The sequence below is a fragment of the Pseudomonas putida genome, assembly GCF_002741075.1.
GTDB lineage: Bacteria > Pseudomonadota > Gammaproteobacteria > Pseudomonadales > Pseudomonadaceae > Aquipseudomonas > Aquipseudomonas putida_T.
This window is the reverse complement of the sequence record NZ_CP016634.1, coordinates 2,855,967-2,871,121: the sequence shown is the minus strand read 5'-3', so window position 1 is coordinate 2,871,121 and position 15,155 is coordinate 2,855,967. Positions and strand designations below refer to the sequence as shown.

The 15,155-nt window shown below is 63.4% G+C and carries 13 protein-coding genes and 1 other RNA gene; all 14 read left to right on the top strand.

Features of this window, described 5'->3' with window-relative positions; all coding sequences use genetic code 11:
- The first annotated feature begins 212 nt into the window (after positions 1-212).
- The 14 genes from rsmI (at position 213) to IEC33019_RS13280 (ending at position 15,151) form a co-directional block, all read left to right on the top strand.
- Positions 213-1,055, top strand: a complete 843-nt coding sequence (rsmI, locus tag IEC33019_RS13345; protein WP_170831767.1) for a 16S rRNA (cytidine(1402)-2'-O)-methyltransferase — start codon at positions 213-215, stop codon at positions 1,053-1,055.
- A gap of 68 nt (positions 1,056-1,123) precedes the next feature.
- Positions 1,124-1,483: RNase P RNA component class A (gene rnpB, locus IEC33019_RS13340), an RNA gene on the top strand.
- A gap of 310 nt (positions 1,484-1,793) precedes the next feature.
- Complete coding sequence (gene mraZ / locus IEC33019_RS13335) at positions 1,794-2,249, top strand: division/cell wall cluster transcriptional repressor MraZ (protein WP_011535546.1); 456 nt, start codon at positions 1,794-1,796, stop codon at positions 2,247-2,249.
- Positions 2,246-3,193: a 16S rRNA (cytosine(1402)-N(4))-methyltransferase RsmH gene (gene rsmH / locus IEC33019_RS13330; RefSeq protein WP_070092338.1), complete on the top strand. Its 948-nt coding sequence runs from the start codon at positions 2,246-2,248 to the stop codon at positions 3,191-3,193. Before mraZ ends, rsmH begins: the two co-directional genes overlap by 4 nt.
- Positions 3,190-3,483, top strand: coding sequence for a cell division protein FtsL (gene ftsL, locus IEC33019_RS13325; RefSeq protein ID WP_070092339.1), 294 nt, complete (start codon positions 3,190-3,192; stop codon positions 3,481-3,483). The genes rsmH and ftsL overlap by 4 nt, the downstream gene beginning before the upstream one ends.
- Positions 3,483-5,213, top strand: a complete 1,731-nt coding sequence (locus IEC33019_RS13320; protein ID WP_172959815.1) for a peptidoglycan D,D-transpeptidase FtsI family protein — start codon at positions 3,483-3,485, stop codon at positions 5,211-5,213. Before ftsL ends, IEC33019_RS13320 begins: the two co-directional genes overlap by 1 nt.
- Entirely contained in the window at positions 5,213-6,676 is a 1,464-nt protein-coding gene (locus IEC33019_RS13315; RefSeq protein ID WP_070092341.1) for a UDP-N-acetylmuramoyl-L-alanyl-D-glutamate--2,6-diaminopimelate ligase, read from the top strand. Before IEC33019_RS13320 ends, IEC33019_RS13315 begins: the two co-directional genes overlap by 1 nt.
- Positions 6,669-8,036 (top strand): UDP-N-acetylmuramoyl-tripeptide--D-alanyl-D-alanine ligase, encoded by a 1,368-nt coding sequence (locus tag IEC33019_RS13310; protein WP_070092342.1) that lies wholly within the window; start codon positions 6,669-6,671, stop codon positions 8,034-8,036. Before IEC33019_RS13315 ends, IEC33019_RS13310 begins: the two co-directional genes overlap by 8 nt.
- Positions 8,036-9,118 carry a phospho-N-acetylmuramoyl-pentapeptide-transferase gene (gene mraY, locus IEC33019_RS13305; protein ID WP_070092343.1) on the top strand — a complete coding sequence of 361 codons (1,083 nt, stop codon included), beginning with the start codon at positions 8,036-8,038 and terminating at the stop codon, positions 9,116-9,118. The genes IEC33019_RS13310 and mraY overlap by 1 nt, the downstream gene beginning before the upstream one ends.
- A 6-nt stretch (positions 9,119-9,124) precedes the next feature.
- Complete coding sequence (gene murD, locus IEC33019_RS13300) at positions 9,125-10,471, top strand: UDP-N-acetylmuramoyl-L-alanine--D-glutamate ligase (protein ID WP_070092400.1); 1,347 nt, start codon at positions 9,125-9,127, stop codon at positions 10,469-10,471.
- Positions 10,468-11,682: a putative lipid II flippase FtsW gene (ftsW, locus tag IEC33019_RS13295; protein ID WP_070092344.1), complete on the top strand. Its 1,215-nt coding sequence runs from the start codon at positions 10,468-10,470 to the stop codon at positions 11,680-11,682. Before murD ends, ftsW begins: the two co-directional genes overlap by 4 nt.
- Positions 11,672-12,751 (top strand): undecaprenyldiphospho-muramoylpentapeptide beta-N-acetylglucosaminyltransferase, encoded by a 1,080-nt coding sequence (murG, locus tag IEC33019_RS13290; protein ID WP_070092345.1) that lies wholly within the window; start codon positions 11,672-11,674, stop codon positions 12,749-12,751. The genes ftsW and murG overlap by 11 nt, the downstream gene beginning before the upstream one ends.
- Positions 12,744-14,198, top strand: a complete 1,455-nt coding sequence (gene murC / locus IEC33019_RS13285; RefSeq protein WP_070092346.1) for a UDP-N-acetylmuramate--L-alanine ligase — start codon at positions 12,744-12,746, stop codon at positions 14,196-14,198. The genes murG and murC overlap by 8 nt, the downstream gene beginning before the upstream one ends.
- Positions 14,195-15,151 (top strand): D-alanine--D-alanine ligase, encoded by a 957-nt coding sequence (locus tag IEC33019_RS13280; RefSeq protein ID WP_070092347.1) that lies wholly within the window; start codon positions 14,195-14,197, stop codon positions 15,149-15,151. The genes murC and IEC33019_RS13280 overlap by 4 nt, the downstream gene beginning before the upstream one ends.
- Positions 15,152-15,155: the final 4 nt, after the last annotated feature.

Here is a 15,155-nt window from a genome sequence, read left to right as displayed (position 1 = left end):
CCTGTTACTCGATCAAGGTGGCCGGCAATTGTACCCAAGCGTCGGCCGGGGCGCGATGTTGCTGACGTTGATCCTTCACTATAGGTCGTCTACAGGTGCGGGCCCTTGAAGTTCTTTGCGCGCTGTTACGGGTGCTCGGGCTACAATGGCGCCTTTGATCCACAAGACAGGTGTGCGCAGTGACTGATGTTGCAGGGGCTTCGAAATCCACGATGGGGACGCTTTATGTGGTCGCCACGCCGATCGGCAATCTGGACGACATGAGCGCCCGGGCCCTCAAGGTCCTGGCGAATGTGGCGCTGATCGCTGCCGAAGATACCCGTCACTCGGTGCGCCTGCTTCAGCATTTCGGTATCGCCACTCCCCTGGCGGCTTGCCACGAGCACAACGAGCGCGATGAAGGCGGGCGATTCATCACCCGCCTGCTGGCCGGGGACGACGTGGCGTTGGTGTCGGATGCCGGTACGCCCTTGATCTCCGATCCGGGCTACCACCTGGTGCGCCAGGCGCGCGCCGCTGGGGTGCAAGTAGTGCCGGTGCCGGGCGCCTGCGCATTGATTGCCGCCTTATCGGCGGCGGGGCTGCCGTCGGATCGGTTCATCTTCGAAGGCTTCCTGCCGGCCAAGACGGCCGGGCGCCGCGCTCGGCTCGAGCAGGTCAAGGAAGAGCCGCGTACCCTGATCTTCTATGAAGCACCGCACCGCATCCTTGAGTGCCTGGAGGACATGGAAGCGGTGTTCGGTGCAGACCGCCCGGCCGTGCTGGGGCGGGAACTGACCAAGACGTTCGAGACCCTCAAGGGGTTGCCGCTGGGTGAGCTGCGCGCCTTTGTCGCAGGCGACAGCAACCAGCAGCGGGGTGAATGCGTGGTGTTGGTCGGCGGCTGGAGCGCGCCTGAGGACGAGCAGGCCATTAGCGGTGAGGCGCAGCGGGTGCTGGATTTGTTGCTGGCAGAGTTGCCACTCAAGCGCGCGGCTGCATTGGCGGCGGAAATCACTGGTGTTCGTAAGAACTTGCTCTATCAAATTGCACTGGAAAAACAGAAATCCCAGTAGTGGCAAATTGATATTCTTTAGTTGCGTCACTTGTTCTTGAGCGCGCCTGCCGTTAACCTTGTCGGCGGAGAGTCGATCGGACAGTCGCTGCCTTCTTTTGTTCCACAAAAGAGGGGGGAGGAAAGTCCGGGCTCCATAGGGCAGAGTGCCAGGTAACGCCTGGGGGGCGCGAGCCTACGGAAAGTGCCACAGAAAACAACCGCCTAAGCACTTCGGTGCCGGTAAGGGTGAAAAGGTGCGGTAAGAGCGCACCGCACGACTGGCAACAGTTCGTGGCTAGGTAAACCCCACTCGGAGCAAGACCAAATAGGGTTCCTTACGGCGTGGCCCGCGTCGGAACCGGGTAGGTTGCTAAAGGCGTCCAGTGATGGCCGTCGTAGAGGAATGACTGTCCTCGACAGAACCCGGCTTATAGATCGACTCTCCACCTCCTCCTTCCCTGCTTGAATCGATAGCAGATATGTCCTGGTAATACCGAAAAATTCTTACTCTTAATAAATCACTTTAAGTTCGCGCCGCATGTGTCCGCGTGTCTTTGATTTTTCTCGCCAAATTTCTTCGCTGGTAGTCGTTCCTCCTTCCTTTGTTGCGCTAAATCGCCGTCCTGTAAGGGATTTCCTTATGAACGTGCCTTGACGGTGTGGCGGACGGATTCCTATAGTGTGCGCAAGTGGCAGAAAGTGGGATGAAGTGGGTTTTCTGACCAAATAAAGCTAACATCAGTGGGGAATCGCAGCCGTGTTCCGCGGAGCCAACGCCGTCAGCCTCGATGCAAAGGGCCGACTCGCCATGCCGAGTCGGTACCGTGACGAGCTCGATTCGCGTTGCAATGGTCAGTTGATCGTGACCATCGACGCTGTAGACCCCTGCTTGTGTGTTTATCCCCTCGACGAGTGGGAACAGATCGAAGCCAAATTGCGTGCCTTGCCGTCGTTGCGTGAGGAAAACCGCCGCCTGCAGCGTTTGCTGATCGGTAATGCGGTGGACCTGGAGCTCGATGGCAGTGGTCGTTTTCTGGTACCGCCCCGTCTGCGTGAATACGCCAAGCTCGACAAGAAGGCGATGCTGGTGGGGCAACTGAACAAATTCCAGCTGTGGGATGAGGACGCCTGGAACGCGGTTTCGGCAGCCGACCTTGCAGCTATTCAACAACCGGGTGCCATGCCCGATGACTTGCGTGACCTGATCCTGTGACGATAGATAGCGGCTTCAACCACATCACCGTGCTGCTCGACGAAGCTGTCGAGGCATTGGCCCTGCGCGCCGACGGTTGCTATCTGGATGGCACCTTTGGGCGGGGCGGGCACAGCCGCCTGATTCTCAGTAAGCTCGGGCCGCAAGGGCGGCTGCTGGGGTTCGACAAAGATCCACAAGCGATTGCGACGGGGCAAGCGCTGGCGGCCGAAGACGGCCGCTTTGTCATTGTGCAGCGCAGCTTTGCCGAGATGGGCGATGAAGTCGCGCAGCGTGGCCTGGATGGCAAGGTCAGCGGCATTCTGCTCGACCTGGGCGTCTCCTCGCCGCAGTTGGATGACCCCGAGCGTGGCTTCAGTTTCCTCAATGATGGCCCGCTGGACATGCGCATGAACCCTGACCAGGGCATCAGTGCCGCCGAGTTCATCGCCACCGCACCCGAAGAAGAAATCGCCCGTGTCTTCAAGGAGTACGGTGAGGAGCGCTTCGCCAAGCGCATGGCGCGCGCCGTCGTGCTGCGCCGCGAACAGCAACCGTTCACCCGCACAGGTGATCTTGCCGAAGTGCTCAAGGTCGCCAACCCCGCTTGGGAGAAGGGCAAGAACCCTGCTACCCGCGCCTTCCAGGGGTTGCGTATTCACGTCAACAACGAGCTGGGCGATCTCGAGACCGGTCTTGAGGCCGCAATCGAGGCGCTGGAAGTCGGTGGCCGCCTGGCGGTGATCAGCTTCCACTCGCTCGAAGACCGTATCGTCAAACTCTTCATGCGCAAGCTTGCCAAGGGTGAGGCGGACAACCTGCCGCGCAACCTGCCGGTGCAGCACAAGGTCTTCGAACCCAAGATCCGCCTGATCGGCAAGGCGCAATTCGCCTCCGATGCAGAGCTTCAGGCCAACCCGCGCGCGCGCAGTGCCGTGATGCGGGTGGCGGAGAAGCTGCGGTGAGCCGGCTGTTCGCCAAACCTTTGCCAGGCGGAAGCTTCCTGATGCTTCTGCTGTTTGTCGGTGTGCTGGTGTCGGCGATCGCCGTGTCCTACAGCGCCCATTGGAACCGTCAGTTGCTCAACACCCTCTACGGCGAACTGAACGAGCGCGACAAGGCTCAGGCTGAATGGGGTCGGCTGATTCTCGAGCAAAGCACCTGGACCGCCCACAGCCGCATCGAGAACCTGGCCAGCGAACAGCTGAAAATGCGCGTGCCGGCCGCTGACGAAGTGCGGATGGTGGCGCCATGATGAAGCTCGAAGGCGCACTCTACCCCTGGCGCTTCCGGGTGGTGATCGCATTGTTGGCGCTGATGGTCGGTGCCATCGCCTGGCGCATCATCGATCTGCAGGTGGTCGACCGTGATTTCCTCAAAGGGCAGGGCGATGCTCGCAGTCTGCGTCATATTCCTATTCCCGCGCACCGTGGCCTGATCACCGACCGTAACGGCGAGCCGCTGGCCGTCAGTACGCCGGTCACTACCCTCTGGGCCAACCCCAAGGAAATGCAGGTCGCCCGTGATCGCTGGCCCCAGCTGGCTGCCGCGCTCGGGCAGAACGCTCAGCAACTGACCGAGCGTCTGACCCAGCAAGCCAACAAAGAATTCATCTATCTGGTCCGTGGCCTGACGCCGGAGCAGGGCCAGCAGGTGCTCGACCTCAAGGTACCGGGCGTCTATGGCATGGAAGAATTCCGCCGCTTCTATCCGGCGGGCGATGTCACCGCACATATGGTGGGCTTCACCGACCTGGACGACCACGGTCGCGAAGGGGTCGAACTGGCCTATGACGAATGGCTCGCCGGCGTGCCCGGCAAGCGCCAGGTGATCAAGGACCGGCGCGGTCGGCTGATCAAGGACATCCAGGTCACCAAGAACGCCAAGGCCGGAAAGACCTTGGCATTGTCCATCGACTTGCGCCTGCAGTACCTGGCCACCCGCGAGCTGCGTAACGCCATCGCCGAACAGGAAGCCAAGGCCGGCAGCCTGGTGATCATGGACGTCAAGACCGGCGAGGTTTTGGCGATGGTCAACCAGCCGACCTACAACCCGAACAACCGCCGTAGCATGTTCCCTGCGGCCATGCGCAACCGGGCGATCATCGACGTGTTCGAACCAGGCTCGACGGTCAAGCCGATCTCCATGAGCGCGGCCTTGCAGAGTGGCCGCTGGAAACCCACCGACAAGGTCGAGGTCTACCCGGGCAGTCTGCAGATCGGCCGCTATACGATCAAAGACGTGTCCAGGAGCGAAGGCCCGATCCTCGACCTGACCGGCATCCTGATCAACTCCAGTAACGTCGGCATGAGCAAGATCGCCTTCGACATTGGTGGCGAGGCGATCTACCGGGTCATGTCCCAGGTCGGTCTGGGCCAGTACACGGGCCTGGGCTTCCCGGGCGAGCGTGTCGGTAACCTGCCCAACCACCGTGAATGGCGCAAAGCCGAGACCGCCACGCTGTCCTACGGCTACGGCCTTTCGGTGACGGCGTTGCAGCTCGTGCACGCCTACGCGGCGATTGCCAATGACGGCAAGATGGTTCCGCTGTCGATTCTCAAGGTCGACAAGGCGCCGGAGGCTGTGCAGGCGATTCCGGCCGACACCGCTGAAACCGTGCAGACCATGTTGCAGCAGGTCATCGAAGCCCCGCGCGGTGTGTTCCGTGCGCAGGTGCCGTTCTATCACGTGGGTGGCAAGTCCGGTACCGCGCGTAAGGCCACCGTAGGCTCCAAGGGCTACACCGAAAACGCCTACCGTTCGCTGTTCGCCGGTTTTGGCCCGATGAGCGATCCGCGCTATGCCATCGTCGTGGTCATCGATGAGCCGAGCAAGGGCGGCTACTTCGGCGGCCTGGTATCGGCCCCCGTATTTAGCAAGGTGATGTCGGGCACGCTGCGCCTGATGAACGTACCGCCAGACAACCTGCCGCAACCCGCGACCCAGCAGGCCAGCGCAGTACCCGCCAATGGAGGGCGTGGTTGATGACAATGCCATTGAGCAAGCTTTTCGCCCATGCCAGCCGCGATCCGCTGATCCGTGAGCTGACCCTCGACAGCCGCCAGGTGCGGCCGGGCGATCTGTTCCTGGCTGTGCCTGGGGCGAAGGTCGATGGCCGTGCGCACATCGCCGATGCCCTGGCCCGTGGCGCTGCCGCAGTGGCCTATGAAGAGCAGGGCGCGAGCGTTCTGCCGATCACCGAGGTGCCGCTGATCCCCGTGCGCGGCCTGATTGGCCAGCTGTCAGAGATCGCCGGGCGCTTCTATGGTGAGCCGAGCCGTCAATTGGACCTGGTTGGTGTCACCGGCACCAACGGGAAGACCAGTGTCACCCAACTGGTGGCCCAGGCCCTCGATGCCCTGGGGCAGCGTTGCGGTCTGATAGGCACGCTGGGCACCGGCTTCTATGGTGAGCTGCGCAGCGGGCGCCTGACCACGCCAGACCCGATCGCCGTGCAGGCCACCTTGAGCGACCTCAAGCATGGCGGCGCCAAGGCCGTGGCGATGGAAGTGTCCTCCCATGCTCTGGAGCAAGGGCGTGTCGCGGCGCTGGCATTCGATATCGCGGTGATGACCAACTTGTCCCGCGATCATCTGGACTATCACGGCAGCATGGAGGCCTACGAGGCCGCCAAGGCCAAGCTGTTCGCCTGGCCGAACCTGCGTTGTCGTGTGGTCAACCTGGATGATGAATTCGGTCGTCGCCTGGCCCAGAGCCATGCTGAGTCCCGTTTGATCAGCTACAGCCTGCTGGATTCGGACGCTACGTTGTTCTGCAAGCAAGCCCGCTTCGATGACGACGGCGTGCGTGCGGTGCTGGTGACCCCGCAGGGTGAGCACGCGCTGCGCAGCCGCCTGCTGGGCCGCTTCAACCTGAGCAACATGCTCGCCGCCGTGGCCACGCTGCTGGCGCTGGACTACCCGCTGGACGAAATCCTCAAGGTCACCCCGCAATTGCAAGGCCCCATTGGCCGTATGCAGCGTCTGGGTGGTGGCGACAAACCGTTGGTGGTGGTCGATTACGCCCACACCCCCGATGCCCTGGAAAAAGTACTCGAAGCCCTGCGTCCGCATGCCCATGGTCGACTGTTGTGCCTGTTTGGCTGCGGTGGTGACCGTGATCGCGGCAAGCGCCCCTTGATGGCTGAAGTGGCCGAGCGCCTGGCCGACCGGGTGCTGGTCACCGACGACAACCCACGTACCGAAGACCCACAGCGGATCTTCGATGACATTCGCCCTGGTTTCGCCAAGCCATGCGACGTCGAATTCGTCGCTGGCCGAGGCAACGCCATCGCCCACCTGATCGCCACCGCTGCCGCCGACGATGTCATCGTCCTGGCTGGCAAGGGGCATGAGGACTACCAGGAGATCAAAGGCGAGCGCCATGACTTCTCCGACCTGGTCGAAGCCGAGAAGGCACTTGCAGCCTGGGAGGCTCCGCATGCTTAAGCCCATGACACTCAGTCAGTTGGTCACGCCGCTCGCGGGGCGTCAGGTCGGCGCCGACGCAAGCTTCAGCGGTGTCAGCATCGACAGCCGCACCGTGGGTGCTGGGCAGTTGTTTGTCGCCCTGGCCGGGCCACGTTTCGATGGTCACGACTACCTGGCGGACGTCAAGGTCAAGGGCGCCGTGGCTGCCCTGGTGGAGCGTGAAGTGGAAGGCGTCGACCTGCCACAACTGGTCGTCGCCGACAGCCGCCTGGCCTTGGGCCAACTCGGCGCCCTGAACCGCGCCGCGTTCGACAAGCCTGTCGCGGCCATCACCGGTTCCAGCGGCAAGACCACGGTCAAGGAGCTGCTTGCCAGCATCCTGCGCACCCGTGGCCTGGTCCTGGCCACCCGGGGCAACCTGAACAACGACCTCGGCGCGCCCCTGACCTTGCTGGAAATCTCCCCGGAGCACAGCGCCGCGGTGATCGAGCTGGGCGCCTCGCGCATCGGCGAGATCCGCTACACCGTTGGCCTGACCCAGCCTCAAGTGGTCATCATCAATAATGCCGGGACCGCCCATGTCGGCGAGTTCGGCGGCCCCGAGAAAATCGTCGAGGCCAAGGGCGAGATCCTCGAAGGTCTGGGCGAGGGCGGTACGGCCATCCTCAATCTGGCAGACAAAGCCTTCGAGATCTGGCGCAAGCGCGCGGGCCAGCACCGCGTCCTCAGCTTCGCTCTGGATAACCCACAGGCCGATTTCCATGCCAGCGAGATTGGGCGCGACGCCCGCGGCTGCCCATCGTTTATCTTGCATGGGCCGCAAGGCTCGGTGCAGGTTCAACTGAACCTGCTGGGCACTCATAACGTCAGCAACGCGTTGGCCGCAGCCGCGGCTGCCCATGCCCTGGGCGTGAGCCTGGAAGGTATTGCCGCCGGCTTGGGCGCGGTTCAGCCGGTCAAGGGCCGGACCGTCGCTCAGATCGCACCTCATGGGGTTCGGGTTATCGATGACAGTTACAACGCAAATCCCACCTCGATGTGCGCCGCCATTGATATACTCGCCGGCTTTTCCGGACGCACCGTCCTGGTGCTCGGGGATATCGGCGAACTGGGGCAATGGGCAGAAGAAGGCCACCGTCAGGTGGGTGACTATGCCCGCGGCAAGGTCGACGCCCTGTACGCGGTGGGTACCAATATGGCCCACGCGGTCGCGGCGTACGGCGCCAATGGTCGCCATTTCGCTACCCAAGCTGAGCTGATCGATGCCGTTCGCGCCGAGACTGCCAGCGACACCACTATCTTGATCAAGGGCTCGCGCAGCGCTGCGATGGAAAACGTCGTGGCGGCCTTGTGCGGTCCCAGCGGGGAGAAACATTAATGCTGCTGCTGTTGGCCGAGTATCTGCAACAGTTCTACAAGGGCTTCGCGGTCTTCCAGTACCTGTCCCTGCGCGGGATCCTGGGTGTATTGACCGCGCTGTCCCTGGCGCTGTGGCTCGGGCCGTGGATGATCCGCACCCTGCAGATCCGCCAGATCGGTCAGGCTGTCCGTAACGACGGCCCGCAATCGCACCTGTCCAAGTCCGGCACCCCCACCATGGGCGGCGCCCTGATCCTGTCCGCGATCGGCATCAGCACCCTGTTGTGGGCCGACCTGACTAACCGCTACGTCTGGGTCGTGCTGATCGTGACCATGCTGTTCGGTGCCATTGGCTGGGTGGACGACTACCGCAAGGTGATCGAGAAGAACTCCCGCGGCCTGCCGAGCCGCTGGAAGTACTTCTGGCAATCGGTGTTCGGCCTGGGCGCCGCGGTGTTCCTGTACATGACCGCACCGACCAGCGTCGAGACTACCCTGATCGTGCCGATGCTCAAGGACCTCACCATTCCCCTGGGCGCATTCTTCATCGTGCTCACCTATTTCGTCATCGTCGGTTCGAGCAACGCAGTCAACCTGACCGACGGCCTCGATGGCCTGGCGATCATGCCAACCGTGATGGTTGGCGGTGCACTGGGCATCTTCTGCTACCTGTCCGGTAACGTGAAATTCGCCGAGTACCTGCTGATCCCGTACGTACCGGGCGCCGGTGAGCTGATCGTGTTCTGTGGCGCCCTGATTGGCGCAGGCCTGGGCTTCCTGTGGTTCAACACTTACCCGGCCCAGGTCTTCATGGGTGACGTCGGCGCACTGGCGCTGGGCGCAGCGCTCGGCACCATTGCCGTCATCGTTCGCCAGGAAATCGTCCTGTTCATCATGGGCGGCGTGTTCGTCATGGAGACCCTGTCGGTGGTGATCCAGGTGGCCTCCTTCAAGTTGACCGGCAAGCGGGTGTTCCGCATGGCGCCGATTCACCACCACTTTGAACTCAAGGGTTGGCCCGAGCCGCGGGTGATCGTCCGATTCTGGATCATCACCGTGATTCTGGTGCTGATCGGCCTTGCCACCCTGAAACTGAGGTAGATGAGCGTGTCACTGATCGCTTCCGACCAATTCCGCATCGTTGTCGGCCTCGGCAAGAGCGGCATGTCCCTGGTTCGCTTCCTGGCGAACCGGGGCATTGCCTTTGCGGTCGCCGATACCCGCGAGCAGCCGCCGGAACTGGAAACCCTGCGCCGTGAATACCCGCAGGTGGAAGTGCGCTGTGGCGAGTTGGACGTGGACTTCCTGTGCCGTGCCAACGAACTCTATGTCAGCCCCGGATTGGCCCTCGCCACCCCGGCGCTGCAACAGGCTGCGTCCCGTGGCGTGACGCTGTCCGGCGACATTGAACTGTTCGCGCGTTATGCCAAGGCGCCGATCGTGGCGATCAGCGGCTCCAACGCCAAGAGCACCGTCACCACCCTGGTCGGGGAGATGGCTGCCAAGGCGGGCAAACGTGTGGCAGTCGGCGGCAACCTGGGTACACCGGCGCTGGACTTGCTGGATGACGCGGTGGAGCTGTATGTCCTGGAGCTTTCCAGCTTCCAGCTGGAGACCACCGACCAGCTCAACGCCGAAGTGGCCACTGTGCTGAACATCAGTGAAGACCACATGGACCGCTACAGCGGGCTGCCGGCCTATCACCTGGCCAAGCACCGGATCTTCCGTGGCGCTCGCCAAGTCGTGGTCAACCGCCAGGATGCCCTGAGCCGGCCGTTGCCCGTCGAAGGGCGCCCCTGCTGGACCTTTGGCCTCAACGTGCCGGATTTCAAAGCCTTCGGCCTGCGTGAAGTCGACGGCGAGAAGTACCTGGCCTTCGAATTCCAGGCCCTGATGCCGGTACGTGAGCTGAAGATCCGCGGTGCTCACAACCAGAGCAACGCCCTGGCCGCCTTGGCCCTGGGCCATGCCGTGGGCTTGCCGTTCGCTCCGATGCTCGAAGCGCTTCGCGAATTTGCCGGGCTCGCCCACCGCTGCCAATGGGTGCGTGAGCGCAACGGCGTCAACTGGTACGACGACTCCAAGGCCACCAACGTCGGCGCCGCCCTGGCTGCCATCGAAGGCCTGGGTGCGGACATCGACGGCAAGCTGGTGTTGATCGCTGGCGGCGACGGCAAGGGTGCGGACTTCTCCGCGCTGCGTGAGCCGGTGGCGCGCTTCTGCCGCGCCGTAGTCCTGCTGGGGCGTGATGCCGAGCGCCTGGCCGAGTCGCTGGGCGAGGGTGTGCACCAGGTTCGAGTCAAGACACTGGATGAAGCCGTGCAGCAATGCGCTGAGCTGGCCGAGCCAGGCGATGCCGTGTTGCTGTCGCCAGCCTGCGCCAGTCTCGACATGTTCAAGAACTTCGAAGAACGCGGACGTCTGTTCGCCCGGGCGGTGGAGGGGCTGGCATGATCTTCGGCATCTTCAAGCCTTACCCTTCGCCGCTGATCAGCGGTCGCGGCATCGACCTGGATTTCGCCTTCCTCGCCGGTTGCCTGGCATTGCTGGGCCTGGGCCTGGTGATGATCACCTCGGCTTCCTCGGAAGTGGCCGCGGTGCAGTCGGGCAATCCGCTGTATCACATGTTCCGTCACCTGGTGTATGTGGCCTTGGGCCTGGTCGCCTGTGGCGCGACCATGATGGTGCCGATCGCCACTTGGCAGCGCATGGGCTTCATGATGCTGGTCGGTGCCTTTGGCCTGCTGTTCCTGGTGTTGGTGCCAGGCATTGGCCGTGAAGTGAACGGTTCCATGCGCTGGATCGGCTTCAGCTTTTTCAACGTCCAGCCCTCGGAGATCGCCAAGGTCTTCGTGGTCATCTACCTGGCCGGTTACCTGGTACGTCGCCAGCAGGAAGTGCGCGAGAGCTGGATGGGCTTCTTCAAGCCGTTCATCGTTCTGCTGCCGATGGCCGGCCTGCTGCTGATGGAGCCTGACTTCGGCGCCACCGTGGTGATGATGGGCGCGGCCGCGGCCATGCTCTTCCTCGGCGGGGTGGGATTGTTCCGCTTCAGCCTGATGGTGGTGCTGGCGGTGGTGGCTGTGTTCATCCTGGTCCAGGCCCAGCCTTACCGGATGGCGCGTCTGATCACCTTCACCGACCCCTGGGCCGACCAATTTGGCTCCGGCTACCAGCTGACCCAGGCGCTGATCGCCTTCGGTCGCGGCGAGTGGCTTGGCGTGGGTCTGGGCAACAGCGTGCAGAAGCAGTTCTACCTGCCTGAGGCGCACACCGACTTCGTATTCTCGGTCCTGGCCGAGGAGCTGGGCGTGGTTGGCTCGCTGTGCACCGTGGCGCTGTTCGTCTTCGTCACTGTACGGGCCCTGTACATCGGCCTGTGGGCGGAAAAGGCCAAGCAGTTCTTCGCCGCCTACATGGCGTTTGGTCTGGCATTCCTGTGGATTGGTCAATTCTTGATCAACATCGGCGTGAACGTCGGCCTGCTGCCGACCAAGGGCTTGACCCTGCCGTTCCTCAGTTACGGCGGCAGCTCGCTGGTGATCTGCTGTGCCTGCGTGGGGTTGTTGTTGCGTATCGAGTGGGAGAGCCGGACGCACCTGGGCAGCGAGGAGCACGAGTTCAAGGAAAGCGATTTTGCCGAGGAGACCTCCCATGGCCGCTGACGGCAAGAACGTTCTGATCATGGCCGGTGGCACCGGAGGGCATGTCTTCCCGGCTCTGGCCTGCGCTCGTGAATTCCAGGCCCGTGGCTACAGTGTGCACTGGCTGGGCACGCCGCGCGGCATCGAGAACGAACTCGTGCCCCAGGCAGGCCTGCCCCTGCACCTGATCCAGGTCAGCGGCCTGCGCGGCAAAGGCAAACTGTCGCTGCTCAAGGCACCGTTCACCCTGGTCAAGGCAGTGCTTCAGGCGCGCCGCATCATTCGTCAGCTCAAGCCCGTCTGCGTGCTGGGCTTCGGCGGCTACGTGACCGGCCCGGGCGGTGTCGCCGCGCGGCTGTGTGGCGTGCCGTTGGTCATCCATGAGCAAAACGCCCGCGCCGGTACCGCCAATCGGCTGCTGGTGCCGCTGTCGGCGCGAGTCTGCGAAGCTTTCCCGGACACTTTCCCGGCCAGCGAAAAACGCCGTACTACCGGCAATCCGGTGCGCCCGGAGCTGTTCTTGGAGGCGCAACGTGCCCCGTTGGCCGAGCGCCGCGCACGCCTGTTGGTGCTCGGTGGCAGCTTGGGTGCGGAACCATTGAACAAATTGCTGCCTAAGGCCCTGTCGGAAGTGCCCGCGAACCTGCGCCCCGAGGTGTTCCACCAGGCTGGCAAGCAACACGCGCCGATCACCGCCGAGCGTTATCGCGAGGTGGGGGTCGAGGCTCAGGTAGAGCCCTTCATCAAGGACATGGCCCATGCCTATGGCTGGGCCGACATGGTGGTATGCCGGGCCGGAGCCCTGACCGTCAGCGAACTGGCTGCGGCAGGCCTGCCCTCGGTGCTGGTGCCTTTGCCCCACGCCATCGATGACCACCAGACCCACAACGCCCAATACCTGGCTCGTGAAGGCGCTGCCTTCCTGATGCCACAAGCGACAACTGGCGCAGCGCAGCTCGCTGAACGCCTGAACGAGGTGCTGATGCAACCCGAGAAACTCAACACCATGGCCGGCACCGCACGGCGCCTGGCCAAACCTGCCGCAACCAGCACCGTGGTCGATATCTGCCTGGAGGTGGCCCATGGTTGAGAGCCAGAAAGCCATGCCCCAGCCGAAGATGGGCCGTATCCGTCGCATCCACTTCGTCGGTGTCGGCGGCGTGGGCATGTGCGGTATCGCCGAAGTGCTGCTGAACCTGGGCTACCAAGTGTCCGGTTCGGACCTCAAAGCGTCCCCGGTCACCGAGCGCCTGGAATCGTTCGGCGCCGAGATCTTCGTCGGCCACCGTGCCGAGAACGCCGCCAACGCCGATGTGCTGGTGGTATCCAGTGCCATCAACCCTGCCAACCCGGAAGTCGCCACCGCCCTCGAGCGCCGCATTCCGGTGGTGCCGCGCGCCGAGATGCTCGCCGAGCTGATGCGCTACCGTCACGGCATCGCTGTGGCCGGTACCCATGGCAAGACCACCACCACCAGCCTGCTGGCATCGGTGTTCGCTGCTGGCGGCCTGGACCCGACCTTCGTCATCGGTGGTCGCCTGACCGCAGCCGGCACCAACGCCCAGCTCGGCACCAGCCGCTACCTCATCGCCGAGGCCGATGAGAGTGACGCCAGCTTCCTGCATCTGCAGCCGATGGTCGCGGTCGTCACCAACATCGACGCCGACCATATGGCCACCTACGAAGGCGACTTCAACAAGCTGAAGAAAACCTTCGTCGAGTTCCTGCACAACCTGCCGTTCTATGGTCTGGCAGTGATGTGCCTTGACGATCCGGTGGTCCGCGAGATCCTGCCGCAGGTCAAGCGTCCGACCGTGACCTACGGCTTCAGCGAAGAAGCTGACGTGCGTGCCATCAACGTCCGCCAGCAAGGCATGCAGACCCACTTCACTGTGCTGCGCCGTGACTGCGAGCCGCTTGAGGTTTCGGTCAACATGCCGGGCAATCACAACGTGCTCAACGCCCTGGCCACTATCGCCATCGCCACCGACGAAGGCATCAGCGACGACGCCATCGTCCAGGGCCTGTCGGGCTTTCAAGGCGTGGGCCGGCGCTTCCAGGTGTACGGCGAACTGCCGGTCGACGGCGGCAGCGTGATGCTGGTCGACGACTACGGTCACCACCCGACCGAAGTTGCCGCGGTGATCAAGGCTGTGCGTGGCGGCTGGCCTAGCCGACGCCTGGTGATGGTCTATCAGCCGCACCGCTACAGCCGCACCCGCGACCTGTACGACGATTTCGTGCAGGTCCTGGCGGATGCCAACGTGCTGCTGCTGATGGAGGTTTACCCGGCCGGCGAAGAGCCGATCCCAGGTGCCGACAGTCGTCAGTTGTGTCACAGCATCCGTCAGCGTGGGCAACTGGACCCGATCTACATCGAACGTGGCGTCGATCTGGCGCCGCTGGTCAAGCCATTGCTGCGTGCCGGCGACATCCTGCTGTGCCAAGGCGCCGGTGACATCGGCGGCCTGGCGCCGCAACTGATCAAGAGCCCGTTGTTCGCGGGCGCCGTCGCCAGCCAGGAGAAGTCGAAATGAGCAGCGCCTACGACAAATTGCACTCGACCCTGGACGTCAAAGCCTTCGGTCGCGTCGCCGTGCTCTACGGCGGCAAGAGCGCCGAGCGCGAGGTGTCGCTCAAGTCCGGCAAGGCGGTGCTCGAAGCGCTGACCAGCGCCGGTGTTGACGTGGTTGGCATCGACGTGGGCGATGATCTGTTGGCGCGCCTGCAGCGCGAGAAGATCGACCGCGCCTTCATCATCCTCCACGGCCGTGGTGGTGAAGACGGCAGCATGCAGGGCCTGCTGGAATGCCTGGATATTCCCTACACCGGCAGCGGCATCCTGGCGTCGGCCCTGGCGATGGACAAATTGCGCACCAAGCAGGTCTGGCAGAGCCTGGGTATTCCGACCCCGCGTCACGCCGTGCTGGGCAACGAGCACGATTGTGTCGAGGCCGGTGCGGAACTGGGCTTCCCGTTGATCGTCAAACCGGCCCATGAAGGTTCCAGTATCGGCATGGCCAAGGTGAACAACGAGCAAGAACTGGTTGCCGCTTGGCGCGATGCCGCCCGCTATGACTCCCAGGTGCTGGTCGAGCAGTGGATCCATGGTCCGGAGTTCACCGTGGCCGTGCTGCGCGGTCAGGTGCTGCCGCCGATCGCGCTGGGTACGCCGCACGTGTTCTACGACTACGACGCCAAGTACCTGGCCAACGATACCCAGTACCGCATCCCGTGTGGCCTGGACAGCGCCAAGGAGCAGGAACTGATCGACCTGACCGCGCGCGCCTGCGATGCCATCGGCATCGAAGGCTGGGGGCGGCTGGACGTGATGCAGGACGAGCAGGGCCGGTTCTGGCTGCTCGAAGTCAACACCGCACCCGGCATGACCGACCATAGCCTGGTGCCCATGGCGGCCCGCGCGGCCGGTCTGGACTTCCAGCAACTGGTGCTGGCGATCCTGGCCGAAAGCGTAGCGACGCGAGGTTGAGAGC